The organism is Citrobacter braakii (assembly GCF_009648935.1).
Taxonomy (GTDB): Bacteria; Pseudomonadota; Gammaproteobacteria; order Enterobacterales; family Enterobacteriaceae; genus Citrobacter; species Citrobacter braakii.
In genome coordinates this window covers 886,338-913,138 of sequence record NZ_CP045771.1, presented here as the reverse complement: position 1 = coordinate 913,138, position 26,801 = coordinate 886,338, and the positions used below count along the sequence as shown (strand labels likewise).

The 26,801-nt window shown below is 54.0% G+C and carries 24 protein-coding genes and 4 tRNA genes; 21 read left to right on the top strand and 7 right to left on the bottom strand.

All coding sequences use genetic code 11. From position 1 onward, the window contains the following. The first annotated feature begins 1 nt into the window (after window position 1). The 9 genes from wzxE to GFC06_RS04140 all read left to right on the top strand — a co-directional run bounded on the left by wzxE (window position 2) and on the right by GFC06_RS04140 (window position 6,619). The gene (wzxE, locus tag GFC06_RS04180; RefSeq protein WP_016157841.1) at window positions 2–1,252 is read left to right on the top strand and encodes a lipid III flippase WzxE; all 1,251 of its coding nucleotides are present in this window, start codon (window positions 2–4) and stop codon (window positions 1,250–1,252) included. Beyond that, complete coding sequence (locus tag GFC06_RS04175; RefSeq protein WP_049282720.1) at window positions 1,249–2,328, top strand: TDP-N-acetylfucosamine:lipid II N-acetylfucosaminyltransferase; 1,080 nt, start codon at window positions 1,249–1,251, stop codon at window positions 2,326–2,328. The genes wzxE and GFC06_RS04175 overlap by 4 nt, the downstream gene beginning before the upstream one ends. Continuing rightward, window positions 2,325–3,680, top strand: a complete 1,356-nt coding sequence (gene wzyE / locus GFC06_RS04170; protein WP_016155117.1) for an ECA oligosaccharide polymerase — start codon at window positions 2,325–2,327, stop codon at window positions 3,678–3,680. The genes GFC06_RS04175 and wzyE overlap by 4 nt, the downstream gene beginning before the upstream one ends. Continuing rightward, window positions 3,680–4,420 (top strand): lipopolysaccharide N-acetylmannosaminouronosyltransferase, encoded by a 741-nt coding sequence (gene wecG, locus GFC06_RS04165; protein ID WP_153689858.1) that lies wholly within the window; start codon window positions 3,680–3,682, stop codon window positions 4,418–4,420. Before wzyE ends, wecG begins: the two co-directional genes overlap by 1 nt. Window positions 4,421–4,698: 278 nt before the next feature. Next, on the top strand, window positions 4,699–6,084 hold the full coding sequence (gene thrP, locus GFC06_RS04160) for a bifunctional threonine/serine APC transporter ThrP (RefSeq protein WP_016155119.1): 1,386 nt from the start codon (window positions 4,699–4,701) through the stop codon (window positions 6,082–6,084). A gap of 102 nt (window positions 6,085–6,186) precedes the next feature. After that, window positions 6,187–6,263: transfer RNA gene (locus GFC06_RS04155), tRNA-Arg, on the top strand. Between the two features lie 56 nt (window positions 6,264–6,319). Then, window positions 6,320–6,395 (top strand) — tRNA-His (locus GFC06_RS04150). A 20-nt stretch (window positions 6,396–6,415) separates the two neighbouring features. After that, window positions 6,416–6,501 (top strand) — tRNA-Leu (locus GFC06_RS04145). 41 nt (window positions 6,502–6,542) lie between these two features. Continuing rightward, a tRNA-Pro gene (locus GFC06_RS04140) sits at window positions 6,543–6,619 on the top strand. Between the two features lie 459 nt (window positions 6,620–7,078). Here the strand turns inward: GFC06_RS04140 and hemY are convergent. The 4 genes from hemY to hemC are packed head-to-tail and all read right to left on the bottom strand — an operon-like array spanning window position 7,079 to window position 11,156. Further along, window positions 7,079–8,278 (bottom strand): protoheme IX biogenesis protein HemY, encoded by a 1,200-nt coding sequence (gene hemY, locus GFC06_RS04135; protein WP_153690724.1) that lies wholly within the window; start codon window positions 8,276–8,278, stop codon window positions 7,079–7,081. A 2-nt stretch (window positions 8,279–8,280) separates the two neighbouring features. Continuing rightward, the gene (gene hemX / locus GFC06_RS04130; protein WP_019078439.1) at window positions 8,281–9,456 is read right to left on the bottom strand and encodes a uroporphyrinogen-III C-methyltransferase; all 1,176 of its coding nucleotides are present in this window, start codon (window positions 9,454–9,456) and stop codon (window positions 8,281–8,283) included. Window positions 9,457–9,477: 21 nt separating this feature from the next. Then, window positions 9,478–10,218, bottom strand: coding sequence for a uroporphyrinogen-III synthase (gene hemD / locus GFC06_RS04125; RefSeq protein WP_016155122.1), 741 nt, complete (start codon window positions 10,216–10,218; stop codon window positions 9,478–9,480). After that, on the bottom strand, window positions 10,215–11,156 hold the full coding sequence (hemC, locus tag GFC06_RS04120; protein WP_141876191.1) for a hydroxymethylbilane synthase: 942 nt from the start codon (window positions 11,154–11,156) through the stop codon (window positions 10,215–10,217). Before hemC ends, hemD begins: the two co-directional genes overlap by 4 nt. A gap of 395 nt (window positions 11,157–11,551) precedes the next feature. On the opposite strand from hemC, the gene cyaA reads away from it, so the two are divergent. Next, complete coding sequence (gene cyaA / locus GFC06_RS04115; protein WP_047499563.1) at window positions 11,552–14,098, top strand: class I adenylate cyclase; 2,547 nt, start codon at window positions 11,552–11,554, stop codon at window positions 14,096–14,098. A 40-nt stretch (window positions 14,099–14,138) separates the two neighbouring features. Here cyaA and cyaY read toward each other — a convergent pair whose 3' ends face one another. Next, window positions 14,139–14,459: an iron donor protein CyaY gene (cyaY, locus tag GFC06_RS04110; RefSeq protein WP_003828967.1), complete on the bottom strand. Its 321-nt coding sequence runs from the start codon at window positions 14,457–14,459 to the stop codon at window positions 14,139–14,141. Between the two features lie 138 nt (window positions 14,460–14,597). Here cyaY and lptM point away from each other — a divergent pair, with 138 nt between their 5' ends. From lptM to corA, 8 genes are all read left to right on the top strand, one after another. Further along, window positions 14,598–14,801, top strand: a complete 204-nt coding sequence (gene lptM / locus GFC06_RS04105) for an LPS translocon maturation chaperone LptM (protein ID WP_003017937.1) — start codon at window positions 14,598–14,600, stop codon at window positions 14,799–14,801. A 48-nt stretch (window positions 14,802–14,849) separates the two neighbouring features. After that, window positions 14,850–15,674, top strand: coding sequence for a diaminopimelate epimerase (dapF, locus tag GFC06_RS04100; RefSeq protein WP_016155126.1), 825 nt, complete (start codon window positions 14,850–14,852; stop codon window positions 15,672–15,674). After that, window positions 15,671–16,378 (top strand): DUF484 domain-containing protein, encoded by a 708-nt coding sequence (locus GFC06_RS04095; RefSeq protein ID WP_094761734.1) that lies wholly within the window; start codon window positions 15,671–15,673, stop codon window positions 16,376–16,378. The genes dapF and GFC06_RS04095 overlap by 4 nt, the downstream gene beginning before the upstream one ends. Beyond that, entirely contained in the window at window positions 16,375–17,277 is a 903-nt protein-coding gene (xerC, locus tag GFC06_RS04090; protein WP_153689857.1) for a tyrosine recombinase XerC, read from the top strand. The genes GFC06_RS04095 and xerC overlap by 4 nt, the downstream gene beginning before the upstream one ends. After that, window positions 17,277–17,993: a 5-amino-6-(5-phospho-D-ribitylamino)uracil phosphatase YigB gene (gene yigB, locus GFC06_RS04085; RefSeq protein ID WP_016155129.1), complete on the top strand. Its 717-nt coding sequence runs from the start codon at window positions 17,277–17,279 to the stop codon at window positions 17,991–17,993. Before xerC ends, yigB begins: the two co-directional genes overlap by 1 nt. Window positions 17,994–18,081: 88 nt before the next feature. Next, window positions 18,082–20,244, top strand: coding sequence for a DNA helicase II (gene uvrD, locus GFC06_RS04080; RefSeq protein WP_153689856.1), 2,163 nt, complete (start codon window positions 18,082–18,084; stop codon window positions 20,242–20,244). Between the two features lie 265 nt (window positions 20,245–20,509). Beyond that, on the top strand, window positions 20,510–20,566 hold the full coding sequence (gene ysgD / locus GFC06_RS23325) for a YsgD/CorL family protein (RefSeq protein WP_212723238.1): 57 nt from the start codon (window positions 20,510–20,512) through the stop codon (window positions 20,564–20,566). A 154-nt stretch (window positions 20,567–20,720) separates the two neighbouring features. Next, window positions 20,721–21,671 carry a magnesium/cobalt transporter CorA gene (gene corA / locus GFC06_RS04075; RefSeq protein ID WP_003017920.1) on the top strand — a complete coding sequence of 317 codons (951 nt, stop codon included), beginning with the start codon at window positions 20,721–20,723 and terminating at the stop codon, window positions 21,669–21,671. A gap of 41 nt (window positions 21,672–21,712) precedes the next feature. On the opposite strand, the gene rarD is transcribed toward corA, so the two are convergent. Together rarD and yigI are read right to left on the bottom strand one after the other, a co-directional pair. Continuing rightward, window positions 21,713–22,606, bottom strand: a complete 894-nt coding sequence (rarD, locus tag GFC06_RS04070) for an EamA family transporter RarD (protein ID WP_016155131.1) — start codon at window positions 22,604–22,606, stop codon at window positions 21,713–21,715. Between the two features lie 51 nt (window positions 22,607–22,657). Then, complete coding sequence (gene yigI / locus GFC06_RS04065) at window positions 22,658–23,125, bottom strand: acyl-CoA thioesterase YigI (RefSeq protein ID WP_003017917.1); 468 nt, start codon at window positions 23,123–23,125, stop codon at window positions 22,658–22,660. A 165-nt stretch (window positions 23,126–23,290) separates the two neighbouring features. Here yigI and pldA point away from each other — a divergent pair, with 165 nt between their 5' ends. The 3 genes from pldA (at window position 23,291) to rhtC (ending at window position 26,763) form a co-directional block, all read left to right on the top strand. Continuing rightward, entirely contained in the window at window positions 23,291–24,160 is an 870-nt protein-coding gene (pldA, locus tag GFC06_RS04060) for a phospholipase A (RefSeq protein WP_016157849.1), read from the top strand. Window positions 24,161–24,248: 88 nt separating this feature from the next. Continuing rightward, window positions 24,249–26,078, top strand: coding sequence for an ATP-dependent DNA helicase RecQ (gene recQ / locus GFC06_RS04055; protein WP_019078429.1), 1,830 nt, complete (start codon window positions 24,249–24,251; stop codon window positions 26,076–26,078). 64 nt (window positions 26,079–26,142) lie between these two features. Then, window positions 26,143–26,763 carry a threonine export protein RhtC gene (gene rhtC / locus GFC06_RS04050; RefSeq protein ID WP_016155134.1) on the top strand — a complete coding sequence of 207 codons (621 nt, stop codon included), beginning with the start codon at window positions 26,143–26,145 and terminating at the stop codon, window positions 26,761–26,763. Window positions 26,764–26,801 lie beyond the last annotated feature (38 nt).

Below are 26,801 nucleotides of genomic sequence, written 5' to 3'. Positions count from 1 at the left end.
TATGTCGCTTGCAAAAGCGTCCTTATGGACGGCGGCCAGTACGCTGGTAAAAATTGGTGCAGGTTTGCTGGTTGTGAAGTTGCTGGCGGTGTCGTTTGGCCCGGCAGGCGTGGGGCAGGCGGGTAACTTCCGCCAGATGGTCACCGTGCTTGGCGTGTTGGCGGGGGCCGGCATTTTCAATGGCGTCACGAAATACGTTGCGCAGCATCATGACGATCCGGCCCGGCTCCGTAAGGTGGTCGGTACATCTTCCGCGATGGTGCTGGGATTCTCTACGCTGATGGCGGTGATTTTTTTGCTGGCGGCCGCACCTATCAGTCAGGGATTATTTGGTCATACTCATTATCAGGGGCTGGTTCGACTGGTTGCGCTGGTGCAGATGGGCATTGCTTGGGCGAACCTGCTGCTGGCGCTGATGAAGGGCTTCCGCGATGCGGCGGGTAACGCGCTGTCGTTGATTGTGGGGAGCCTGGTGGGCGTAGCGGCTTATTATGGCTGTTATCGCCTGGGAGGGTATGAAGGCGCCTTGCTGGGCCTGGCGCTGGTACCTGCGCTGGTCGTTATCCCTGCCGCTATAATGCTGATTAAGCGTGGGGCGATCCCCCTGCATTACCTGAAACCCTCGTGGGATAACGGTCTGGCAGGGCAGTTAAGCAAGTTTACGCTGATGGCGCTGATTACCTCCGTAACGCTGCCAGTGGCATATGTGATGATGCGAAACCTGTTGGCGGCGCAGTACAGCTGGGATGATGTGGGGATCTGGCAGGGGGTGAGCAGTATCTCCGATGCTTATCTGCAATTTATCACCGCCTCATTCAGCGTTTACTTGCTGCCGACGTTGTCGCGTTTGACTGAAAAGCGCGACATTACACGCGAAGTGATCAAGTCGTTGAAATTCGTGCTGCCGGCGGTTGCTGCCGCAAGCTTTACCGTCTGGCTACTGCGCGATTTTGCTATCTGGCTGCTTTTCTCCGCTAAATTCACCGCCATGCGCGACCTGTTCGCCTGGCAACTGGTCGGTGATGTGCTGAAAGTCGGCGCCTATGTTTTTGGTTATCTGGTGATCGCGAAAGCGTCGCTGCGGTTTTATATCTTGGCAGAAATTAGCCAGTTCATGTTATTGACGGCGTTTGCCCATTGGCTGATCCCTGCACATGGTGCGCTGGGCGCGGCACAGGCTTACATGGCAACGTACATTGTCTATTTCTCTCTTTGTTGTGGCGTGTTTTTACTCTGGCGTAGGCGGGTATGACTGTACTGATTCACGTTCTGGGATCGGATATCCCTCACCATAACCAAACCGTGCTGCGGTTTTTCAACGACTCGCTGGCCGCGACGAGCGAGCACGCGCGCACGTTTATGGTTGCAGGTCAGGATGCCGGATTCAGTGAGAACTGCCCGGCGTTATCGCTAAGCTTCTATGGAGGGAAAAAGGCGCTGGCTGAAGCGGTTATCGCGAAAGCAAAAGCGGATCGCCAACAGCGTTTTTTCTTCCACGGTCAGTTCAACACCAGTCTGTGGTTAGCGCTGCTGAGCGGGGGAATTAAACCGGAGCAGTTTTACTGGCATATCTGGGGCGCGGATTTATATGAAGTCTCCAGTGGACTGAAATTTCGCCTGTTTTACCCCATTCGCCGTATGGCGCAGAATCGCGTGGGCTGCGTATTTGCCACGCGGGGTGATTTGAGCTATTTCGCCGAACAGCATCCGCGCGTGCGTGGCGAGTTGCTCTATTTCCCAACGCGGATGGATCCCTCGCTCAATAATATGAGCAACGCGTGTCAGCGCAGCGGCAAGATGACGGTGCTGGTTGGCAACTCTGGCGATCGCAGCAATGAGCATATTGCCGCGCTACGCGCCGTCCATCAGCAGTTCGGCGACACGGTGAATGTGATTGTACCGATGGGGTACCCCGCCAATAATGCGGCTTATATCGACGAGGTTCGTCAGGCTGGCCTGGCATTGTTTAGCGCTGAGAATCTGCAAATTTTAAGTGAAAAGCTGGAATTTGATGCCTATCTGACATTATTACGTCAGTGTGATTTGGGTTACTTTATTTTTGCCCGTCAGCAGGGGATCGGTACCCTGTGTTTACTGATTCAGGCCGGTATCCCGTGCGTGCTCAACCGTGAAAATCCCTTCTGGCAGGATATGGTGGAACAGAATCTCCCGGTGTTATTTACCACTGATGAGCTCAATGAAGGCGTCGTACGCGAAGCGCAGCGCCAGTTGGCATCGGTAGATAAAAATTCAATCACCTTCTTTAGCCCGAATTATCTGCAGCCGTGGCACAACGCGCTGCGCATTGCTTCAGGAGAAACCATATGAGCCTGATGCAATTTAGCGGTCTGCTGGTGGTATGGCTGCTCTCCACCTTGTTTATCGCCACGCTGACCTGGTTTGAATTCCGCCGCGTGCGTTTTAACTTCAATGTTTTCTTCTCACTGCTGTTTTTGCTGACGTTCTTCTTCGGGTTCCCGTTGACCAGCATACTGGTGTTCCGTTTTGATGTGGCAGTGGCTCCGCCGGAGATCCTACTGCAGGCCTTGCTGTCAGCCGCCTGTTTCTATGCCGTCTACTACGTGACGTATAAAACCCGCCTTCGCAAGCGAGTCGAGGATAAGCCACGCAGGCCGCTATTTACCATCAATCGCGTTGAAGCGCATTTGACCTGGGTTATCCTGATGGCGATTGCATTGGTGAGCGTGGGCGTCTTCTTTATGCACAACGGATTCCTGCTGTTCAGACTGCAATCCTACAGCCAAATTTTTTCCAGTGAAGTCTCTGGCGTCGCTCTGAAGCGTTTCTTCTACTTCTTCATTCCGGCAATGCTGGTGGTCTATTTCCTGCGTCAGGACAGCAAAGCGTGGTTATTCTTCCTGGTGAGTACCGTCGCGTTTGGTTTGCTGACCTATATGATTGTTGGCGGGACGCGCGCCAATATCATCATTGCGTTTGCCATCTTCTTGTTTATCGGCATCATTCGCGGCTGGATTTCGCTGTGGATGTTGGCCGCCGCGGGCGTGCTGGGTATCGTCGGGATGTTCTGGCTGGCGCTGAAGCGCTATGGGATGAACGTTAGCGGCGACGAGGCGTTCTATACCTTCCTGTACCTCACGCGCGACACCTTCTCGCCGTGGGAGAATCTGGCGCTGTTGCTGCAAAATTACCACAATATTGAGTTTCAGGGGCTGGCGCCGATTGTCCGTGACTTCTACGTCTTTATCCCCTCCTGGCTGTGGCCTGGGCGGCCGAGTATTGTCCTCAACTCAGCGAACTACTTTACCTGGGAAGTGTTGAACAACCACTCAGGTCTGGCGATTTCGCCGACGTTAATTGGTTCACTGGTGGTGATGGGCGGGGCGCTGTTTATCCCGTTAGGCGCGATTGTCGTTGGACTCATCATCAAGTGGTTTGACTGGCTGTATGAGTTAGGCAACCGCGAAACCAATCGCTACAAGGCGGCGATTCTGCACAGTTTCTGTTTTGGCGCTATTTTCAATATGATCGTGTTGGCACGTGAAGGGCTGGATTCGTTTGTCTCGCGAGTGGTCTTTTTCCTCGTGATTTTCGGCGTGTGTCTGCTGGTGGCAAAACTGCTGTTTTGGCTATTCGATAGTGCGGGACTCATCCATAAACGAATCAAATCGCTGCCCCGGACACAGATTGAAGGATCGTAATGACAGATAACACAACTGCGCCACTCTACTCGCTGCGCGGGCTACAATTAATTGGCTGGCGCGATATGCAGCATGCGCTAAATTACCTGTTTGCCGAGGGACATCTCAGGTCAGGAACGCTGGTGGCAATCAACGCTGAGAAGATGCTGACGGCAGAAGATAACCCTGAAGTGCGGGATCTGATCAACGCCGCTGAGTTCAAATATGCGGATGGGATTAGCGTGGTGCGCTCAGTGCGCAAAAAATTCCCGCAGGCGCAGGTTTCACGCGTGGCAGGGGCTGATCTTTGGGAAGCGCTTATGGCGCGAGCCGGGCAGGAAGGAACGCCTGTCTTCCTGATTGGTGGCAAGCCTGAAGTTCTGGCGCAAACGGAAGCCAAACTGCGTGCCCAGTGGCGCGTGAACATTGTAGGCAGTCAGGACGGTTATTTTACCCCGGACCAGCGCCAGGCGTTGTTTGAACGTATCCACGCCAGCGGTGCGCAGATTGTGACGGTGGCGATGGGCTCGCCGAAACAAGAGATCTTTATGCGTGACTGCCGGAAGACTCACCCTGAAGCGCTGTATATGGGCGTCGGTGGTACCTACGACGTCTTTACCGGTCACGTTAAGCGTGCGCCGCGAATCTGGCAGAGTCTGGGGCTGGAGTGGCTGTATCGCTTATTGTCGCAGCCAAGCCGTATCACTCGTCAAATTCGCTTATTACGCTATCTCCGCTGGCACTATACCGGCAACCTCTGACGCCCTCTCTCCTCTGATAAGTAGCGTGATCTGCTAATTACGCTACTTATTCACAACATAATCGCTGCTTTCTCGCACAATCTATTTATTTTTTGAATGCTTTAATTGCCATTTAAGCGATTTTAGGAAACCATTCGCAACAATCATTGCAGTGCCGTGGTGTTTTTGACGCCAACCGTTAAGCGGTCGGTGCCGTATGGCCTGTTATGGCATAACAAGATGTACCCATAACGAGAACCGGTAATACCGGACAGTATGCAAACACAACAAGAGGATTTATGGCCGAGAACAAACCTGAGCTACAGCGTGGGCTGGAGGCTCGTCACATCGAATTAATTGCCCTTGGGGGGACTATTGGCGTCGGGCTATTTATGGGGGCCGCCAGTACCCTGAAATGGGCGGGACCTTCGGTTCTGCTGGCATACATCGTCGCCGGGCTGTTCGTCTTTTTCATTATGCGTTCTATGGGGGAGATGTTATTCCTCGAGCCGGTTGCCGGTTCATTTGCTGTTTACGCCCATCGTTACATGAGCCCCTTCTTTGGTTATCTCACCGCCTGGTCATACTGGTTTATGTGGATGGCGGTGGGGATATCGGAGATTACCGCCATCGGGGTGTACGTCCAGTTCTGGTTCCCGGAAATGGCACAATGGATACCCGCACTGATTGCTGTCGGACTGGTTGCGTTGGCAAATCTCGCCGCGGTTCGCCTGTATGGTGAAATTGAGTTCTGGTTTGCCATGATTAAAGTGACCACCATCATTGTGATGATCGTCATTGGATTAGGGGTGATTTTCTTCGGTTTTGGCAATGGCGGTCAGGCGATCGGCTTTGGCAACCTGACTGAGCACGGCGGCTTCTTTGCTGGTGGTTGGAAGGGCTTCCTGACGGCATTGTGTATTGTCGTGGCTTCTTACCAGGGCGTGGAGCTGATCGGCATTACTGCGGGTGAAGCGAAGAATCCGCAGGTCACGCTGCGGAGTGCAGTAGGGAAAGTGCTGTGGCGTATTCTGATTTTCTACGTCGGTGCGATTTTTGTTATCGTCACTATTTTCCCGTGGAATGAGATTGGCAGTAACGGTAGCCCGTTTGTTCTCACCTTTGCCAAGATTGGTATTACCGCCGCGGCAGGGATTATTAACTTTGTGGTCCTGACGGCGGCGCTGTCGGGCTGTAACAGTGGGATGTACAGCTGTGGGCGTATGCTTTACGCGCTGGCAAAGAATCGCCAGCTACCTGCCGCTGTTGGAAAAGTTTCGCGCCAGGGCGTGCCGGTTGCCGGCGTGGCTATTTCTATCGCGATCCTGCTGGTTGGTTCGTGCCTGAACTACATCATTCCCAACCCGCAGCGTGTGTTCGTTTATGTCTATAGCGCCAGCGTGCTGCCGGGGATGGTGCCGTGGTTTGTGATCCTGATAAGCCAGATACGTTTCCGTCAGGCGCATAAAGCGGCGATCGCCAGTCATCCCTTCCGCTCGATTCTGTTCCCGTGGGCGAACTATTTGACGATGGCGTTCCTGATTTGCGTATTAATCGGTATGTACTTTAATGAAGATACCCGAATGTCGCTGTTTGTTGGCATTATCTTCTTACTGGCCGTGACGCTCATTTATAAGGTTTTTGGCCTGAATCGTCATGGCACAGCCCAAAAATTGCAGGAATAAGCGACAAAACGCACAAACCATGACCAAACGATAATTTATTTTAAAAAAGCACTAGACAGCAGACCGAGACCTCCGTAATATCCAGCCCCGCAACGGCGCTAAGCGCCCGTAGCTCAGCTGGATAGAGCGCTGCCCTCCGGAGGCAGAGGTCTCAGGTTCGAATCCTGTCGGGCGCACCATTTAGTAAGGTGCCGGAGCTGCGGTGGTTTTAATACCGCGTAAAAGATTTGCAGTGGTGGCTATAGCTCAGTTGGTAGAGCCCTGGATTGTGATTCCAGTTGTCGTGGGTTCGAATCCCATTAGCCACCCCATTAATTTAAAGTTGTGAAATGCGAAGGTGGCGGAATTGGTAGACGCGCTAGCTTCAGGTGTTAGTGTCCTTAGGATGTGGGGGTTCGAGTCCCCCCCCTCGCACCACGACTTAAAGAATTGAACTAAAAATTCAAAAAGCAGTAAAACGGCGAGTAGCGCAGCTTGGTAGCGCAACTGGTTTGGGACCAGTGGGTCGGAGGTTCGAATCCTCTCTCGCCGACCAATTTTGAACCCCGCTTCGGCGGGGTTTTTTGTTTTCTGATTTTCCCTTCTCAGCCTTTATTTCCCCGAATTTCCTGATGTCTTAAAAAGTCCGGTTCCATTGTTTTTGCAGTGCAATCGTGGCATGCCTTGTGCAATAATATACGGGTAGATGCTCATTCCATCTCTTATGTTCGCCATCTGGCCTCATAAACTCAGGAATGATGCAGAGCCGTTTACGGTGCTTATCGTCCACAGACAGATGTCGCTCTGGCCTCATCAAACACCATGGACATAACGTTGAGTGAAGCACCCATTTATGTTGTCATACAGACCTGTTTAACGCCTGCTCCAAAAGAGCGGGCGTTTTTTTATGCATATACACCTCATCCTTCAAGTCGCCTCGAAGCATCTCGAATGATTTGGTGTATATGAAATAACGGTAGGCCCGGTAAGCGAAGCGTCACCGGGCAAGAGGGAATTACTGCGGGGGATTGTTGTTCTGCAGCGTCAACATCAGGCCATCACGACGCATGGTGGCGGCTTCTTCCGGCTGATGCAGTCTGTCCAGCGCGTCAGCAAGCCAGGCGTAGTCATAGGCATCTGGACGCTGTTTGAGAGCGGCACGGAAGGCGAACGTGGCTTCCTGCCATTCGCCGTGCTTCATTAGCGATTGGCCCAGCGTGCTCCACAGTAATGGGCGATCGCCGACGGCTTTAATCTGCTGGCGCAACACTTTTTCTATCTGTTCCGGGTTGTTGGTTTTCAGACGCGGGATCGGCAGCACCAGGCGGTCGTCATACTGGCGTTTAAGACCATCAATGATGACCTGCTGCGCCGTATCGTGATCGTCACACTCAATCAGATGTTCAGCCATTGCCACCTGCAGGGCAACCTGGTGACGGGTTTTACGGTTCTGGTTTTTCCACCATGCACGTAGCCCCTCGCTGCCCTGATCGGCGCGAACCTGATCCATCAGACCAACCCATGCCTGCTGTTCCAGCATCGCGCGGTGCTCGTCATCACCCACGTGCGCTTTTGCCATGGATGGAATGATATCCAGTAACGAACTCCATGCACCGGTACGAATGTAGGCCTGTTCAGCCAGACGCAGCACTTCCGGATGACGTGGCGTCACTTCCAGCAGTTTATCTACGCTGTGGCGCGCGGCGTGATTTTCATTACGCGCCAACTGCAGGCGAACGCGAGTGATTTCTACCGGGATCGTATCATTTCCGGCCAGTTCGGTAGCACGCTCAAGGTGTTGGTTGGCACGAGCTTCGTCACCGCGTTGTTGAGCAGCTTCTGCCGCCAGCAGGTAATTCACTACCGGCTGTTCTGCATGATCGGCGTTTTTCGACATCAGCTTTTCAACCTGCTGATAATCGCCTTCTGCCAGCTTGAGCAGCGCCTGCTCCGTCTGCTTACGGGCGCGACGACGCTTCCGACCGACAAACCATCCGCGGGTATGCGCGCCAGTGCGGAAAATTCGGCGCAGCAGCCATTCAATCGCAAACAAGACGACCATTGCGACGATCAGAACGATCACCAGACCCGTCACGCTGGTTTCGATATTGTAATTATCCGTCTGGATCAGTACGTAGCCCTGATGACCGGCAATCATTGGACCGACAACGATCCCGGCGATCAACAGCACAAAGAGCAATAATACTTTTAGCATCATTATTCTCCTTGCGGCGCAGTTGCCGGAGTTTCAGCTGAAGGCGCAGGAGCTGCTGCAACCGGCGCTGTGGCAGGCTGTGCCAGTAAATTACGTACGCGGGTCTGCATGAGCTTGTCGAGAAGCGCCTGGCTCTGCAGCGTTTCCGGTACGTCCATGCTGATGCTTTGTTGGCTCAGTTGGTCTACCTCTTCAAGGAAAGCTTTGGTGGCTGCATCGTCGGTGTCGTAGTAGGCGCGCACCCAGGTGGAGACGTTTTCCAGCGCCTGGCGATATGTTTCCTCCTGATGACGCGGCACGGCCTGGGCGGCCACTAACAGGCGAGAACGGATATTTTCACGTAAGTAAACGTCCTGGTTCGGTGCCAGCAGCGGGACGGCGGTTTCATCGCGACGGCGAACGGTGATAAAGCTGTCCATAAAGTTCTGCCAGCTTTTTTGCAGATTGACGCGCCATTCGCTGATCGAGCTGGAAAGCTCGCTGCTGTCGGAATCCATCGGCGAATCATCGGTGTCGTTGTCGGCCAGACGTAGGTTATCAATCTGGTTAGAGAGCTGATTCACTTTCAGGATAATGCCGTCATAGTCGACCTGAGTCACCGCAGAGAGGCTCGCGATATCGTCGGTAATCGCGCGACGGGCGGTAATCAGGCTTGGGTCATTCATATCCGCCAGGCTGGCGTCCGCGCTTTTCAGCAGCGCCGCGGCGGTAGTAACGTCCTGATCGCTCCATAATTTGCGACCGGCCAGTTTCACCAGAAAATCAGCCTGCGCCAGCAGCCATGTCCCGGCATCGCTGCCGGAGATAGTGGCGACTTTTTGCTGGACTTCGTCAAGCTGTTTGACCAGCGCGGCCTGCTGGCGAGCGGCTTCATCCAACTGCGTTGCCTGCTGCTTAATAATGCCTTCCAGCTCAGCTTTTTGGCTTTCTTGCGCTTTTTGCAACGCCGTAAGCTGGTTCGCCAGCGCATCGCTGGTTGCTGTCTGCGTTGTTGCCTGCTGTTTCCCCCAACCGTACAGCCCAACGCCTGCAGCCAGCGCAATAGCAATCGCCACAGCGCTCAGAATCAGCGCCGTGCTGTTCTTACTCTTTTTTTCAGTATTGACTGGCTGTGACGTGGTTTCCACGGCCTCCCTGGTCTCTTCAACCACGGCGGAGGATTTTTCTTGTTCCGTCATTATGGCATCCCATTATGAGAGTTATTGTAATGCGCGTAGTAGCGCATCGTTGTCGGCGTTATCAGCGACCTTAATATCTTGCCAGCCCAGTTCCCGGGCGAGGTGCGCCAGACGCTCACTGACGACCAGCAGCCGACAGCGTAGTAACCAGTGCTCACGATACCACTGCGGAATGAGCGACCAGAGCTGTTGTAGCATCTCTCCGCTGGTGACAACCACCGTGGTCACACCACGAGATTGCCAGCGCATCGCTTCTTCTGCACCATCGTAATATTTTGCACTGCGTTGATAACATTCACAAAAATCGACATCAGCTCCGCGTGCTGTCAGGGTTTCACCTATCAGCTCACGGCCACCATTGCCGCGTAATATAAGCGCGCGTTTTCCCGCAATATTTTGTAATTCAGGTAATTGTAGCAAGACTTCGCTAATTTCCCGATCCAGAGGGTAGTGAATATTGAAACCGCTAACGGTATGCAGCGCCAGCGCCGTTGTGCGACCAATGGCAAAATAACGCGGAAGGGAGGGCCAGCTTTTCCCTTGTTGCTGAAGTTCGGCATCTGCAAAGGTGACGGCGTGCTGCGAGAGGGCGAAGACCAGATCGTTTTCCGTCAGCGCCGACAGTCGGGAAGCAAGCGTTGCCAGTTCCCGACCGGGCGAAAACTCGATGAGCGGAAAGCTCCAGGCCACCTGCCCCAGTGTGCGCAGACGGCTCACTAACTCTTCCCCTGCGGGAGACGGGCGGGTGACCAGAATACTCATGCGGGGGCTTCTCCGTTGTAAACTTCAGCCAGAATGGTGCGCGCACCGTTCTCCAGCAGCTCTTCAGCCAGAGAGATGCCCATCTGTTCTGCATCCTGCGCGGCGCCGCGACGTTCTCCGCATACCATCTGCGAACCGTCAGGCGCGCCGACCAGCGCCCGCAGCCAAATCTCACCGTTAATGAGTTCTGCATAACTGCCGATAGGGACCTGACATCCCCCTTCCAGGCGGGTATTCATGGCGCGTTCGGCTTTGACGCGCAGCGCCGTCTCTTCATGGTTGAGCGGCGCTAACAGCGCCTGAGTGCGCATATCATCCAGTCGACATTCTATGCCAACTGCGCCTTGCCCGACAGCGGGTAGGGAGACTTCCGGCGGCAGAGCGGTGCGGACTCGCGACTCAAGACCTAAACGTTTTAATCCGGCGACCGCCAGAATAATGGCGTCATAATCGCCGTTATCCAGTTTGCTCAGACGCGTACCTACGTTGCCGCGCAGCGAACGGATGACGAGATCCGGGCGACGCTTTGCCAACTGGCACTGGCGACGCAAACTGGATGTCCCGACGATACTGCCTGCCGGGAGTTCATCCAGCGTGTTGTACTTATTTGAGACGAAAGCATCACGCGGATCCTCTCGCTCGCAAATGGTGACCAGTCCAAGACCGTCAGGGAACTCAACCGGCACATCCTTCATGGAATGCACGGCGATATCGGCGCGTTTTTCCAGCAGCGCGACTTCCAGCTCTTTAACAAACAACCCTTTCCCCCCGACTTTCGCCAGCGGGGTATCAAGGATCACATCGCCACGGGTTACCATCGGAACCAGTTCCACGATCAGACCGGGGTGGTTTGCCATTAAGGCGTCTTTGACATAATGTGCCTGCCAGAGCGCAAGGGGGCTTTGGCGTGTGGCAATTCTCAAAACATTGTCTAACATGCTTGTTACCGTCATTATCAATCATTGACCATCCTAACATCCTTATCAAAGGGATGTCAGCGTTACGCTCAAACGTGAGTGAGAGGAAAAGGCGCTGCATCATCACTGGCAGTGAATAATGACGAGAAACCTCCCGACCGTATGAAGGAATTTACACGTAACGAACGGTGCTACACTTGTATGTAGCGCATCTTTCTTTACGGTCAATGAGCAAGGTGTTAAATTGATCACGTTTTAGACCATTTTTTCGGCTGTACAGCATATAAAAATATGGGCGAAAAAACAGGTAACGGTTATTTTTGACATACGGTTTATCCGAATTGATGACGATTATTGTGAGCGCTTGTGCCGCAGCAATCGACAACATGACGGATAGCAACATCAGGCGATACGTCTTGTACCTCTATATTGAGACTCTGAAACAGAGACTGGATGCCATAAATCAACTGCGTGTGGATCGCGCGCTTGCTGCCATGGGACCTGCCTTCCAGCAGGTATACAGTCTGCTGCCGACATTATTGCACTACCACCATCCGCTGATGCCGGGTTACCTTGATGGTAACGTTCCCAAAGGCATATGCCTTTACACGCCTGATGAAACCCAACGCCACTACCTGAACGAACTGGAACTGTACCGCGGTATGTCACCGCAGGATCCTCCCAAGGGCGAACTGCCTATCACCGGCGTTTACTCAATGGGCAGCACCTCTTCGGTAGGGCAAAGCTGTTCCTCTGACCTTGATATTTGGGTCTGCCATCAATCCTGGCTGGATAGCGAAGAGCGCCAGCTGCTGCAGCGTAAATGTAGCCTGCTGGAAAGCTGGGCCGCCTCGCTGGGCGTGGAAGTCAGCTTCTTCCTGATTGATGAAAACCGTTTCCGCCACAATGAAAGCGGCAGTTTGGGTGGTGAAGACTGTGGCTCGACGCAGCATATCCTGTTGCTTGATGAATTCTATCGCACCGCTGTGCGTCTCGCGGGTAAACGTATTCTGTGGAATATGGTGCCGGGCGACGAAGAAGAGCATTACGACGATTACGTCATGACGCTTTACGCACAGGGGGTATTAACGCCAAACGAATGGCTGGATCTCGGCGGACTCAGTTCGCTCTCCGCCGAAGAGTACTTTGGCGCCAGCCTCTGGCAGCTGTACAAGAGTATCGACTCCCCGTACAAAGCGGTATTGAAAACGCTGCTGCTGGAAGCTTATTCCTGGGAATACCCCAATCCACGCCTGTTGGCGAAAGATATTAAACAGCGCCTGCACGATGGTGAGATCGTCTCTTTTGGTCTCGACCCTTACTGCATGATGCTGGAGCGCGTTACCGAGTACCTCACGGCGATCGAAGACCCGACTCGTCTGGATTTAGTGCGTCGATGTTTCTACTTAAAAGTGTGTGAGAAACTGAGCCGCGAGCGCGCCTGCGTGGGCTGGCGTCGTGAAGTATTAAGTCAGTTAGTGAAAGAATGGGGCTGGGATGACGCCCGTCTGACCATGCTGGATAACCGCGCTAACTGGAAGATTGACCAGGTACGCGAAGCGCATAACGAACTGCTCGATGCGATGATGCAGAGCTATCGTAACCTGATCCGTTTTGCCCGCCGAAATAACCTTAGCGTGAGCGCCAGCCCGCAGGATATCGGCGTGCTGACCCGTAAGCTGTATGCCGCGTTTGAAGCATTGCCAGGTAAAGTAACGCTGGTGAACCCGCAGATATCTCCGGATCTCTCGGAACCGAATCTGACCTTTATCCATGTGCCGCCGGGCCGTGCCAACCGTTCGGGTTGGTATCTCTATAACCGCGCGCCTAACATGGACTCGATCATCAGCCATCAGCCGCTGGAATATAACCGCTACCTCAATAAACTGGTGGCGTGGGCCTGGTTCAACGGCCTGCTGACCTCGCGTACGCATTTATTTATTAAGGGCAACGGCATTGTTGATTTGCCGAAGCTGCAAGAAATGGTCGCCGACGTGTCGCATCACTTCCCGCTGCGACTGCCAGCGCCAACGCCGAAAGCGCTCTATAGCCCGTGCGAGATTCGCCACCTGGCGATTATCGTTAACCTTGAATATGACCCGACGGCAGCATTTCGCAATCAGGTGGTACATTTTGATTTCCGTAAGCTGGACGTCTTCAGCTTTGGTGAAGAACAAAATTGCCTGGTGGGTAGCGTCGACCTGCTGTACCGCAACTCGTGGAATGAAGTGCGTACGCTGCACTTCAACGGTGAGCAGGCGATGATTGAAGCGTTAAAAACGATTCTCGGCAAAATGCACCAGGATGCCGCGCCGCCGGATAGCGTCGAGGTTTTCTGCTATAGCCAGCATCTGCGCGGTTTAATTCGCACCCGCGTGCAGCAACTGGTGTCTGAGTGCATCGAGTTGCGCCTCTCCAGCACCCGTCAGGAAACCGGACGCTTCAAAGCGCTGCGCGTTTCTGGTCAGACGTGGGGTCTGTTCTTCGAGCGCCTGAACGTCTCGGTACAGAAGCTGGAAAACGCGATTGAATTTTATGGCGCGATTTCACATAACAAACTGCACGGGCTTTCCGTTCAGGTTGAGACCAATCATGTGAAACTTCCGTCAGTGGTTGACGGTTTTGCCAGCGAAGGGATCATTCAGTTCTTTTTCGAAGAAACGGGTGATGAGCAGGGCTTTAATATCTACATTCTGGATGAGAGTAATCGGGCTGAGGTGTATCACCACTGCGAAGGCAGCAAAGAGGAGCTGGTACGCGATGTCAGCCGTTTCTACTCGTCGTCGCACGATCGCTTTACCTACGGCTCCAGCTTCATCAACTTTAACCTGCCGCAGTTCTATCAGATTGTGAAAACCGACGGGCGCGCGCAGGTGATCCCGTTCCGTACCCAGCCGATTAGCGCCGTGCCGCCCGTCAGTCAGGAAAACGACACTCCGCAGTTACAGCAGTATTTCTCGTGAGCATGATGCCGGATAAGCGAAGCGTATCCGGCAATAAAACTTAACGGAAGCTCACCTCTTCGCCCGCCTGCTGTGTCGCCGCCTGTTCTAGCAGATCCCAGAACGTTTCGCCGCTACGATCGCAGATCCACTCGTCGCCTTTCAGGTCAAAGTGGTAGCCGCCCTGTTTGGTCGCCAGCCACACCTGATGCAGCGGCTCCTGACGGTTAATAATAATTTTGCTGCCGTTTTCGAAGCTGATGGTCAGCACGCCGCCGTTGATCTCACAATCGATATCGCTGTCGCCGTCCCAGTCATCCAGACGCTCTTCAATGGTCATCCACAGGGTGTCAGCAAGGCGATGAAATTCACTGTCGTTCATTTTCTTATCCTGTTTTTCGTGATGACGGCAGTATAACCTGAAACAAAACGCGTTGCAGATTACAGGCTAACTCTTGCTTTTACGCCTTCTCCTGCGATGATAGAAAACAGAAAGCATGAACTTTACAGGCAATCGATAATGAAAAACGTGTTAAAGCCACTCGCTGTCATTTTTACTCTGTTCAGCCTGACGGGCTGTGGGCTAAAAGGCCCGCTCTATTTCCCGCCAGCAGATAAAACCGCGCCGCCTCCGACCAAGAGCGTTCAGCCGCAATCGCAATCCACCACGCCAGAGAAAAACGATCGTGGGATTAGTGACGGGCCTTCTCAGGTGAATTACTGACGGCAGGAATAGATGTATATTTCTGTACCCGCGTGAACGGAGTGAATGATGCAATTCTCTAAAATGCATGGCCTTGGCAACGATTTTATGGTCGTCGACGCGGTAACGCAGAATGTCTTTTTCTCACCAGAGCTGATCCGCCGCTTGTCCGACAGGCATCTCGGCGTTGGATTTGATCAACTGCTGGTGGTTGAACCTCCGTATGATCCGGAGCTGGATTTCCACTACCGTATTTTTAATGCCGACGGTAGTGAAGTGTCACAGTGTGGCAATGGCGCCCGCTGTTTTGCCCGCTTTGTTCGCCTGAAAGGGCTGACCAATAAGCGTGATATTCGCGTCAGTACCGCTAATGGTCGTATGGTATTAACCGTAACCGACGACGAGCTGGTACGGGTGAATATGGGTGAACCCAATTTTGAACCCGCGCAGGTTCCGTTTCGCGCCAACAAAGCAGAGAAGACCTATATTATGCGCGTGGCTGAACAGACAGTATTGTGCGGCGTGGTTTCAATGGGGAACCCGCACTGCGTAATTCAGGTTGATGATGTTGATACGGCCACGGTAGAAACGTTGGGGCCGGTTCTGGAAAGTCACGAACGCTTTCCTGAACGCGCCAATATCGGATTTATGCAGGTGGTAAAGCGCGAGCATATCCGGCTGCGCGTCTATGAGCGCGGCGCGGGTGAAACGCAGGCCTGCGGCAGCGGTGCGTGCGCCGCTGTCGCGGTTGGTATCCAGCAGGGCCTGCTGGCAGAAGAAGTGAGGGTGGAATTACCGGGCGGTCGACTTGATATCGCCTGGAAAGGTCCGGGTCATCCGCTGTATATGACTGGCCCGGCGGCACATGTCTACGACGGATTTATTCACTTATGAAGCAACCAGGGGAAGAACTACAGGAAACGCTCATGGAGCTGGACGACCGGGCGGTCGTCGATTACCTGCAACGTAATCCTGAGTTTTTTATCCGTAATGCCCAGGCAGTTGAAGCGATGCGTGTTCCACACCCGGTGCGGGGCACGGTCTCTTTAGTGGAATGGCATATGGCGCGGGCACGTAATCATATTAACGTGCTGGAAGAGAATATGGCGTTGTTGATGGACCAAGCCAACGCCAATGAAAGCCTGTTCTATCGTCTGTTAAATCTGCAAGCACGGCTGGTATCGGCCAGCAGTCTTGACGACATGCTGATGCGATTTCATCGCTGGGCGCGTGAGTTAGGGCTGGCTGGGGCGACGGTTCGTCTGTTCCCGGATCGCTGGCGACTTGGTGCGCCATCAAAATTCACTCATCTGGCATTAAGCCGTCAGGCTTTTGAACCGCTGCGTATTCAGCGTCTGGGCCAGTCACATCACTATCTTGGGCCGCTCAATGGCCCGGAACTTCTGGTCATGATGCCCGAAGCGAAAGCGATAGGCTCGGTGGCAATGTCGATGTTGGGGCAAGATGGATCCCTGGGCGTGATGCTGTTCAGCAGTCGCGACGTTAATCATTACCAGCAAGGGCAAGGTACGCAATTATTGCAGGAAATCTCGCTGATGTTGCCGGAGCTGCTGGAGCGCTGGATTGAACGCGTATGAGCGACTCACCCCTTTCTCAGGATGTGGCGCGCTTTTTACGCTATCTGGGCGTTGAGCGCCAGCTTAGCCCGATCACATTGCTGAATTATCAGCGTCAGCTTGATGCCATCATTGCGTTAGCCGGAGAGACCGGTCTGCAAAGCTGGCAACAATGTGACGCTTCGATGGTACGCAGTTTTGCCGTGCGCAGCCGTCGTAAAGGGCTGGGGCCGGCGAGCCTGGCGCTGCGTCTCTCCGCATTACGCAGTTTCTTTGACTGGCTGGTTAATCAGGGCGAGCTGAAAGCCAATCCCGCAAAAAGTGTTTCCGCGCCGAAAGCACCGCGTCATCTACCTAAAAATATCGATGTCGACGACGTTAATCGTCTGCTGGATATCGACCTCAACGATCCCCTCGCCGTGCGCGACCGGGCAATGTTAGAAGTGATGTACGGTGCAGGGCTGCGTTTGTCTGAACTGGTTGGGCTGGATATTAAACATCTCGATCTCGACACCGGCGAAGTATGGGTGATGGGGAAGGGCAGTAAAGAACGTCGCCTGCCAATTGGCCGCAATGCAGTGGCGTGGATTGAGCACTGGCTGGACCTGCGGGGGCTATTTGGCAGCGATGACGATGCGTTATTCCTGTCAAAACTGGGCAAACGCATTTCTGCGCGTAATGTGCAAAAACGCTTTGCGGAATGGGGGATCAAACAGGGGCTGAACAGCCACGTACATCCCCACAAATTGCGCCACTCTTTTGCGACGCATATGCTGGAGTCGAGCGGCGATCTGCGCGGGGTACAGGAGTTATTGGGGCATGCTAATCTCTCCACTACCCAAATCTATACCCATCTTGATTTTCAACACCTGGCTTCAGTGTACGATGCGGCGCATCCGCGCGCCAAACGGGGGAAATAATGCGTTTTTACCGGCCTTTGGGGCGCATTTCTGCGCTCACCTTTGACCTTGATGACACCCTTTACGATAACCGTCCCGTTATCACACGCACCGAGCAGGAAGCGCTCGCGTTTGTACAGAATTACCATCCGGCGTTGAATTCGCTGCAAAATAGCGACCTACAGCGCTTACGTCAGGCCGTTCGCGACGCTGAGCCGGAAATCTACCACGACGTTACCCAATGGCGTCACCGCGCCGTAGAGCGCGCTATGCTGGAGGCGGGATTGTCAGAAGCAGAAGCCAGAATGGGGGCAAATGCGGCGATGATGAATTTCGCCAAATGGCGTAGCCGCATTGACGTCCCGCAGGCGACGCATGACACGCTGAAGGCGCTGGCCCGCAAATGGCCGCTGGTGGCGATCACCAACGGTAACGCGCAGCCAGAACTGTTCGGCCTGGGCGATTACTTTGAGTTTGTGCTGCGCGCCGGTCCCGACGGGCGATCAAAACCGTTCAGCGACATGTATGCGCTGGCGGCGGATAAACTGAAAATGCCCGTGGCTGAGATTCTGCATGTGGGCGATGACCTGACGACAGACGTGGCGGGGGCCATCCGTTGCGGTATGCAGGCCTGCTGGATCAAACCGGAAAATGCCGACCTGATGCAAACCGCAGACAGCCGTTTGCTGCCGCATATCGAAATTTCACAGTTGGCATCTCTGACCTCGCTGATATAATCACCAGCAGAACTCTGTATATATACCCAGCTTTTTGGCGGATGGCGCTACGCTTATCCGCCTTACCTACTTTTACGCGGCGGTGCCAATGGACGTTTCTTACCTGCTCGACAGCCTTAATGATAAACAGCGTGAAGCGGTGGCCGCGCCACGCAGCAACATGCTGGTTTTGGCCGGCGCGGGGAGTGGTAAAACTCGCGTGCTGGTGCACCGTATCGCCTGGTTACTGACGGTAGAGAACAACTCGCCATACTCCATTATGGCGGTGACCTTTACCAACAAAGCAGCGGCGGAAATGCGCCACCGTATTGGCCAGATCATGGGAACCAGCCAGGGCGGTATGTGGGTGGGTACATTCCACGGTCTGGCGCACCGCCTGCTGCGCGCGCACCATATGGATGCGAACCTGCCGCAGGATTTCCAGATCCTCGACAGCGAAGACCAATTGCGTTTGCTCAAGCGTTTGATCAAGGCGATGAATCTTGATGAGAAGCAGTGGCCGCCGCGTCAGGCGATGTGGTTTATCAATAGCCAGAAAGACGAAGGGCTGCGACCGCACCATCTGCAGAGCTATGGCAACCCGGTTGAGCAAACCTGGCAGAAGGTGTATCAGGCCTATCAGGAAGCGTGTGACCGCGCGGGGCTGGTGGATTTCGCCGAGCTGTTGCTGCGCGCCCATGAACTGTGGCTCAACAAGCCGCATATCCTGCAGCACTACCGCGAACGCTTTACCAATATCCTGGTGGACGAATTCCAGGATACCAACAACATTCAGTACGCCTGGATCCGCCTGCTGGCGGGCGATACCGGCAAAGTGATGATCGTTGGCGATGATGACCAGTCGATCTACGGCTGGCGCGGGGCGCAGGTGGAAAACATCCAGCGCTTCCTCACGGATTTCCCGGGCGCAGAAACCATTCGCCTGGAGCAGAACTACCGCTCGACCAACAACATCCTCAGCGCGGCCAACGCCCTGATTGAAAACAACAACGGGCGTTTGGGTAAAAAGCTGTGGACCGATGGCGTCGACGGCGAACCAATTTCACTGTACTGCGCGTTCAACGAACTCGATGAAGCGCGTTTTGTGGTCAATCGTATCAAAACCTGGCAGGACAACGGCGGTGCGCTGGAACAGTGCGCCATTCTGTATCGTAGCAACGCCCAGTCGCGCGTGCTGGAAGAGGCGTTGTTACAAGCCAGCATGCCGTACCGTATCTATGGTGGGATGCGCTTCTTCGAACGCCAGGAAATCAAAGATGCGCTCTCTTACCTGCGCCTGATCGCTAACCGCAATGACGACGCTGCATTCGAACGTGTGGTGAATACGCCAACCCGCGGGATTGGCGATCGTACATTAGATGTCGTGCGTCAGACCTCCCGTGACAGCCAGCTTACGTTGTGGCAGGCCTGTCGTGAGCTGTTGCAGGAAAAGGCCCTCGCGGGTCGCGCCGCCAGCGCCTTACAGCGTTTTATGGAGCTGATCGATGCGCTGGCGCAGGAGACCGCCGATATGCCGCTGCACGTGCAGACTGACCGGGTGATTAAAGACTCCGGCCTGCGCATGATGTACGAGCAGGAAAAAGGCGAGAAGGGTCAGACGCGTATCGAAAACTTAGACGAACTGGTGACGGCAACGCGCCAGTTCAGCTACAACGAAGAAGACGAAGACTTAATGCCGCTACAGGCGTTCCTGTCACACGCCGCGCTGGAAGCAGGCGAAGGGCAGGCGGATACCTGGCAGGATGCGGTACAACTGATGACGCTGCACTCGGCGAAAGGTCTGGAGTTCCCCCAGGTATTTATCGTGGGTATGGAAGAAGGCATGTTCCCCAGCCAGATGTCGCTGGACGAAGGTGGGCGCCTCGAAGAAGAGCGCCGCCTGGCTTACGTAGGCGTGACACGGGCGATGCAAAAGCTGACGCTGACCTACGCCGAAACGCGTCGTCTGTACGGCAAAGAGGTTTACCACCGTCCGTCGCGCTTTATCGGCGAACTGCCGGAAGCGTGCGTTGAAGAGGTTCGCCTGCGCGCCACGGTTAGCCGTCCGGTGAGCCATCAGCGGATGGGCACGCCAATGGCGGAAAATGATACCGGCTACAAGCTCGGCCAGCGCGTGCGCCACGCTAAGTTTGGTGAGGGCACCATCGTCAATCTGGAAGGAAGCGGTGAGCATAGTCGTTTGCAGGTCGCGTTCCAGGGGCAAGGGATCAAATGGCTGGTGGCAGCCTACGCCAGACTGGAAACGGTTTGATCGGTTTGGCTTTGCCGGATGGCGACGCTGGCGCGTCTTATCCGGCCTACAGACCGGGTAACATTTTGATTTCCAGGCCGGACAAGGCGAAGCCGCCATCCCGCTATCTGTCGGTTAATATTCTGAAATCATAGATAAATAATTCCCCTCTGCTAACCTTTCTGTATAAGGGGAAATTATTACTTTTTCGCCATCCGTTGCGTGTTGACGTCAAAATTTTGCTGGCGTAACATGCGCGCACGATTACGCTAAGAGGACATTCGCCTTGGACACACCCAGTAGATACTGGCTCATTATCCTGTCATCCAGGATCAACTCCTAAGGCTATCCCTTTTTGCTGATAGCCTTCGCGGTTGTCAGCGACCTTCTGTTTTTTCCCGTCGCGCTGAGTCAGGCTGTTTAATGGTCTGAAACCCAATTTGTTTCTGTGTGCCCTCCGAACTGTCCGATAATTTTTTGCATTGGGAGTCCCGGTCATGCTGAGCGCATTTCAACTGGAAAACAATCGTTTAACTCGCCTTGAGGCAGACGAGATCGAGCACCTGGCCAGTTCGGTTTGGGTCGATTTAGTCGAGCCGGATGACGAAGAACGAAACCGTGTGCAAAAGGACTTGGGCCAGAATCTGGCTACGCGCCCTGAACTGGAAGACATCGAAGCATCTGCGCGTTTTTTTGAAGACGAAGACGGTCTGCACATTCACTCCTTCTTCTTCTATGAAGATGCCGACGATCACGCGGGTAACTCAACCGTCGCATTTACCATTCGCGAAGGTCGCCTGTTTACTCTGCGCGAGCGCGAGCTGCCGGCATTCCGCCTGTACCGCATGCGTGCGCGTAATCAGGCGATGGTGGATGGCAACGCTTACGAGCTGCTGCTCGACCTGTTCGAAACTAAAATTGAACAGTTGGCGGATGAGATCGAAAACATCTACAGCGACCTGGAAAAACTCAGCCGTGTGATCATGGAAGGGCGTCAGGGCGATGAATATGACGAAGCGCTTTCGACGCTGGCGGAACTGGAAGATATCGGCTGGAAGGTCCGCCTGTGTCTGATGGATACCCAGCGCGCACTGAACTTCCTGGTGCGTAAAGCGCGTTTGCCGGGGAGTCAGCTGGAACAGGCGCGCGAGATTCTGCGCGATATCGAATCCCTGCTGCCGCACAACGAATCACTGTTCCAGAAGGTTAACTTCCTGATGCAGGCGGCGATGGGCTTTATCAATATCGAGCAGAACCGCATCATCAAGATCTTCTCGGTGGTCTCTGTGGTGTTCCTGCCGCCGACGCTGGTGGCTTCCAGCTACGGGATGAACTTTGAGTTCATGCCGGAACTGCACTGGAGCTTCGGTTACCCAGGGGCGATTGTCTTTATGATGCTCGCGGGTCTGGCACCGTATCTGTACTTTAAGCGCAAGAACTGGCTGTAATGGCTGTGCCGGATGGCGGTTACGCCTTATCCGGCACTTCTTCAGCTCCGACGTACCCGTCGTTGCGTATAAATCGCATCCATCACGAAAACTGCCAGCGCCACCCAGATAAACGCAAACGTGACCATTTTATCCGCTCCCGGAACTTCACCGTAGAAAGTGACGGCCAGCAGGAACATTAGCGTGGGTCCGATATACTGGAAGAAACCCAGCGTGGACAGACGCAGACGGGTCGCCGCGCCGGTAAAGCACAGCAGCGGAATGGTGGTCACGACACCTGCAGCAATCAGCAGCAGATTGAGCGACATGGGGTTTTGCCCCATATGGCTGGTTGGGCTGTCCGCAATGCCAAACAGATAGATGGCCGCAACGGGTAAAAGCCACAGGGTTTCGATCAGCATGCCGGTTTGTGCTTCGACGGCAATCTTCTTGCGTACCAGACCATAGAAAGCAAAACTGAACGCCAGGCCCAACGCGATGATTGGCAGCGATCCGAAGGTCCACAGCTGTACCAGTACGCCGCAGGCGGCTAACAGTACCGCCAGCCACTGCATGCGACGAAAGCGCTCGCCGAGGAAAAGCATTCCCAGCACAATATTCACCAGCGGGTTAATAAAATAGCCCAGGCTGGCTTCCAGCATATGATGATTATTGACCGCCCAAATGAACAGCAGCCAGTTTCCACCGATGAGCACTGCAGAGAGCGCCAGCAGGAAGATCTTCTTTGGCGTTTGTAGCAGCGTTTTGATGCCCGACCACTGGCGGCTGATGCTCATCAGTACCACCATAAAGAAAAATGACCAGATGACGCGATGCGTCAGGATCTCATCCGCCGGGACATAGTAAATCAGCTTGAAGTAGGCAGGAGCGATACCCCAAATAAAATAAGCAGCAAGAGCGAGTAACACGCCCTGCCGCGTTTGTTTAGCATCCATCGGGAAAACTCATTTCAGAAATGTAACAGCAGTTTACCTTTTTTTGAGCGCTTACCCCACCATATAAGTGGCGGTTGCGCTGGCAATATAAAGCTGTTCTTCGTTATGCAGTTCCACGCGCGCAACGGCGACTTTATTCCCCGCCCGCAGCAGGCTACTGGTGGCGGTAAAGCGATTTCCTCTCCCTGGGCGCAGGTAATCAACGCGCAAATCGATTGTCCCCATACGTGACATTCGCTGACGCAGTTCGTCCTCGCTGATCGTCTCATGGCGGGTCAGCGTACTGCCAACGCACACCAGCCCAGCGGCAACGTCCAGCGCCGACGCGATCACGCCGCCATGCAGAATGCTTTGCGCCCAGTTGCCGACCATCATCGGTTGATTATTAAAGGCTAATTGAGCAAATTCTTTCTCATAGCGTTCAAGCTCCAGACCCAGAGCCCGGTTAAACGGCATATGATAGACAAACATTTCACCCACTAACTTCAGCGCTTCCTCAGCAGTAAGTACGGCAGACATACGATCCCTACATCTCAGTGGTTAATGAAATGTTGATATTATGCTTATTATTTGTTGTTTTCTACTTTAGGACGGGATAACTAACGAGGAACTCGCTAAGTATGTAGAATACTTGCCAGATAATTATACAATTCATCAATATTTTGGTTCAGGAGAACATTACCGATGCGGGCGATTCTGGGATGGTTACTACCAGCAGTCATGCTGCCGTTGACCGCGTATGCGCAGGAAGCGACAGTGAAAGAGATTCATGATGCACCGGCGGTTCGCGGCAGTATCATCGCCAACATGCTGCAGGAGCATGACAACCCTTTCACGCTTTATCCTTATGAGACCAACTATCTCATCTACACCAATACCAGCGACATGAACAAAGAGGCGATCAGCAGCTATAGCTGGTCCGAAAATGCGCGCAAAGATGAGGTTAAGTTTCAGCTAAGCCTGGCGTTTCCGCTCTGGCGCGGAATATTAGGCCCGAACTCGGTACTCGGCGGTTCCTATACCCAGAAGTCCTGGTGGCAGCTTTCGAACAGTGAAGAGTCTGCACCGTTTCGCGAAACCAACTATGAACCGCAATTGTTCCTCGGTTTCGCCACCGACTATCGCTTTGCCGGTTGGACGCTCCGCGATGTCGAAATGGGCTATAACCATGACTCCAATGGTCGATCCGACCCCACCTCACGTAGCTGGAACCGCCTTTACACCCGGCTGATGGCTGAAAACGGTAACTGGCTGGTGGAAGTTAAGCCGTGGTACGTTATCGGCAGCACTGACGATAACCCTGATATCACCAAATATATGGGCTACTATCAGTTGAAAATGGGTTATCACCTGGGTGACGCGGTGATCAGTGTGAAAGGCCAGTACAACTGGAATACCGGCTACGGCGGCGCAGAGCTGGGGGCCAGTTATCCCATTACGAAGCATGTGCGTCTTTATACCCAGGTCTACAGCGGCTACGGCGAATCACTGATTGACTACAACTTCAATCAGACCCGTGTTGGCGTGGGTGTAATGCTTAACGATATCTTCTGACAGGTATTGAGAGTATTTTAATCATTGCAGTTTCTCTCTCAGGCGCTGAAAATAGCGCCTGTTTTTATTTCAGGCTAATGGGGTTAATGTGGCGCAGGCGGAAGTGTTGAATCTGGAAATGGGCGCTAAACAGGTTTTGCAGGAAACCTTTGGCTACCAACAGTTTCGCCCTGGTCAGGAAGAAATCATTGATACCGTGATCGCTGGTCGCGACTGCCTGGTCGTTATGCCGACCGGTGGCGGAAAATCCCTGTGCTATCAAATTCCCGCATTATTGCTTAACGGCCTCACCGTTGTTGTTTCTCCGCTGATTTCTCTGATGAAAGATCAGGTCGATCAACTGCTTGCCAACGGCGTGGCGGCCGCGTGTCTGAACTCCACCCAAAGCCGTGAGCAGCAGCTTGAGGTGATGGCAGGCTGTCGTAGCGGGCAGATTCGCTTACTGTACATTGCGCCCGAACGCCTGATGCTGGATAACTTCCTTGAAAATCTGGCGCACTGGAACCCGGTGCTGCTGGCGGTTGATGAAGCGCACTGTATTTCGCAGTGGGGGCATGATTTCCGCCCGGAATACGCCGCGCTGGGGCAGTTGCGTCAGCGTTTCCCAACTCTGCCGTTTGTCGCGCTGACCGCGACCGCGGACGAGACAACCCGGCTGGATATTGTGCGTCTGCTGGGGCTCAACGACCCGTTAATTCAGATCAGCAGCTTTGATCGCCCGAATATTCGCTACATGTTGATGGAGAAGTTTAAGCCGCTCGATCAACTGATGCGCTACGTGCAAGAGCAGCGCGGTAAGTCCGGTATTATTTACTGTAACAGTCGCGCTAAAGTAGAAGACACCGCCGCGCGTCTGCAAAGCCGAGGCATTAGCGCCGGGGCTTATCATGCCGGGCTGGAAAACGCTGTACGTGCAGAAGTGCAGGAGAAATTCCAGCGTGATGACCTGCAAATCGTCGTAGCGACCGTGGCGTTTGGCATGGGAATCAACAAACCCAACGTACGCTTCGTGGTGCATTTCGATATTCCGCGCAACATCGAGTCCTATTATCAGGAAACCGGCCGCGCCGGGCGTGACGGCCTGCCTGCGGAAGCAATGCTGTTTTACGATCCGGCTGATATGGCATGGCTGCGCCGTTGCCTCGAAGAGAAACCTGCCGGGCAACTGCTGGATATCGAACGGCATAAGCTCAATGCGATGGGGGCGTTTGCCGAGGCGCAAACCTGTCGTCGTCTGGTGCTGTTGAACTATTTTGGCGAGGGGCGTCAGGAGCCGTGTGGTAACTGCGACATCTGTCTCGACCCGCCAAAACAGTACGACGGACTCATGGATGCGCGCAAAGCGCTGTCGACTATCTACCGTGTTAATCAACGCTTTGGTATGGGTTATGTCGTGGAGGTTCTGCGCGGAGCGAATAACCAGCGAATTCGCGAGCTGGCCCATGACAAGCTGCCGGTCTATGGCATTGGTCGTGAGCAAAGCCACGAACATTGGGTGAGCGTTATTCGCCAGCTTATTCATCTTGGGCTGGTGACGCAGAATATTGCTCATCACTCCGCGTTACAGCTAACCGAAGCCGCGCGTCCGGTACTGCGTGGTGATGTTGCGCTACAGCTTGCGGTACCGCGAATTGTGGCGCTGAAACCGCGAGCGATGCAGAAATCCTTCGGTGGCAATTACGATCGCAAACTGTTCGCCAAATTGCGGAAGCTGCGTAAAGCCATTGCTGATGAAGAGAATATCCCGCCGTATGTGGTGTTCAACGACGCCACGCTGATTGAAATGGCTGAGCAGATGCCGGTTTCACCGAGCGAAATGCTGAGCGTTAATGGCGTGGGGATGCGTAAACTTGAGCGTTTTGGCAAAGAGTTTATGGCGCTTATTCGCGCGCACGTTGATGGTGACGACGAAGAGTAGTCAGCCAGGCAAAAAAGTGCCAGGATGGTGACTCACTGAACTATTTCCCCCGCGAGTCATTTTTATGTTAACGCTATTTTTCACCGTTGCGTTGGTGCATATCGTTGCGCTGATGAGCCCTGGTCCCGACTTTTTCTTTGTTTCTCAAACAGCGGTTAGCCGTTCGCGCAAAGAAGCTATGATGGGTGTGCTGGGTATTACCTGTGGCGTCATGGTCTGGGCTGGTGTAGCGCTGCTCGGCCTACATCTGATTATCGAAAAAATGGCCTGGCTGCACACCATTATTATGGTGGGCGGGGGGCTGTATCTGTGCTGGATGGGATATCAGATGCTACGCGGCGCGTTTAAAAAACAGGATGTTGCGACTCCCACTCCGCAGGTTGAGCTGGCGCAGAGCGGACGCAGCTTTTTGAAGGGGCTGCTGACCAACCTGGCGAACCCTAAAGCCATTATCTATTTTGGCTCCGTGTTCTCATTGTTCGTTGGCGATAACGTGGGAACGGGCGCACGCTGGGGGATCTTTGCCCTGATCATCGTGGAAACGTTGGCGTGGTTTACCGTAGTCGCCAGCCTGTTTGCATTGCCGAAAATGCGTCGTGGCTATCAGCGTCTGGCGAAGTGGATTGATGGTTTTGCCGGTGCGCTGTTTGCGGGCTTCGGTATCCACCTGATTATTTCGCGTTAAGTTTCTTCCGTGCCGGATAAGCGCAAGCGCCTCCGGCA

What these genes read in the sequence shown, in the direction of transcription:
- wzxE (WP_016157841.1), top strand. Translation starts at nt 2, where the DNA reads ATGTCGCTTGCAAAAGCGTCCTTATGGACGGCGGCCAGTACGCTGGTA.
- GFC06_RS04175 (WP_049282720.1), top strand. Translation starts at nt 1,249, where the DNA reads ATGACTGTACTGATTCACGTTCTGGGATCGGATATCCCTCACCATAAC.
- wzyE (WP_016155117.1), top strand. Translation starts at nt 2,325, where the DNA reads ATGAGCCTGATGCAATTTAGCGGTCTGCTGGTGGTATGGCTGCTCTCC.
- wecG (WP_153689858.1), top strand. Translation starts at nt 3,680, where the DNA reads ATGACAGATAACACAACTGCGCCACTCTACTCGCTGCGCGGGCTACAA.
- thrP (WP_016155119.1), top strand. Translation starts at nt 4,699, where the DNA reads ATGGCCGAGAACAAACCTGAGCTACAGCGTGGGCTGGAGGCTCGTCAC.
- hemY (WP_153690724.1), bottom strand. Translation starts at nt 8,278, where the DNA reads ATGCTAAAAGTATTATTGCTCTTTGTGCTGTTGATCGCCGGGATCGTT.
- hemX (WP_019078439.1), bottom strand. Translation starts at nt 9,456, where the DNA reads ATGACGGAACAAGAAAAATCCTCCGCCGTGGTTGAAGAGACCAGGGAG.
- hemD (WP_016155122.1), bottom strand. Translation starts at nt 10,218, where the DNA reads ATGAGTATTCTGGTCACCCGCCCGTCTCCCGCAGGGGAAGAGTTAGTG.
- hemC (WP_141876191.1), bottom strand. Translation starts at nt 11,156, where the DNA reads ATGTTAGACAATGTTTTGAGAATTGCCACACGCCAAAGCCCCCTTGCG.
- cyaY (WP_003828967.1), bottom strand. Translation starts at nt 14,459, where the DNA reads ATGAACGACAGTGAATTTCATCGCCTTGCTGACACCCTGTGGATGACC.
- lptM (WP_003017937.1), top strand. Translation starts at nt 14,598, where the DNA reads ATGAAAAACGTGTTAAAGCCACTCGCTGTCATTTTTACTCTGTTCAGC.
- dapF (WP_016155126.1), top strand. Translation starts at nt 14,850, where the DNA reads ATGCAATTCTCTAAAATGCATGGCCTTGGCAACGATTTTATGGTCGTC.
- GFC06_RS04095 (WP_094761734.1), top strand. Translation starts at nt 15,671, where the DNA reads ATGAAGCAACCAGGGGAAGAACTACAGGAAACGCTCATGGAGCTGGAC.
- xerC (WP_153689857.1), top strand. Translation starts at nt 16,375, where the DNA reads ATGAGCGACTCACCCCTTTCTCAGGATGTGGCGCGCTTTTTACGCTAT.
- yigB (WP_016155129.1), top strand. Translation starts at nt 17,277, where the DNA reads ATGCGTTTTTACCGGCCTTTGGGGCGCATTTCTGCGCTCACCTTTGAC.
- uvrD (WP_153689856.1), top strand. Translation starts at nt 18,082, where the DNA reads ATGGACGTTTCTTACCTGCTCGACAGCCTTAATGATAAACAGCGTGAA.
- corA (WP_003017920.1), top strand. Translation starts at nt 20,721, where the DNA reads ATGCTGAGCGCATTTCAACTGGAAAACAATCGTTTAACTCGCCTTGAG.
- rarD (WP_016155131.1), bottom strand. Translation starts at nt 22,606, where the DNA reads ATGGATGCTAAACAAACGCGGCAGGGCGTGTTACTCGCTCTTGCTGCT.
- yigI (WP_003017917.1), bottom strand. Translation starts at nt 23,125, where the DNA reads ATGTCTGCCGTACTTACTGCTGAGGAAGCGCTGAAGTTAGTGGGTGAA.
- pldA (WP_016157849.1), top strand. Translation starts at nt 23,291, where the DNA reads ATGCGGGCGATTCTGGGATGGTTACTACCAGCAGTCATGCTGCCGTTG.
- rhtC (WP_016155134.1), top strand. Translation starts at nt 26,143, where the DNA reads ATGTTAACGCTATTTTTCACCGTTGCGTTGGTGCATATCGTTGCGCTG.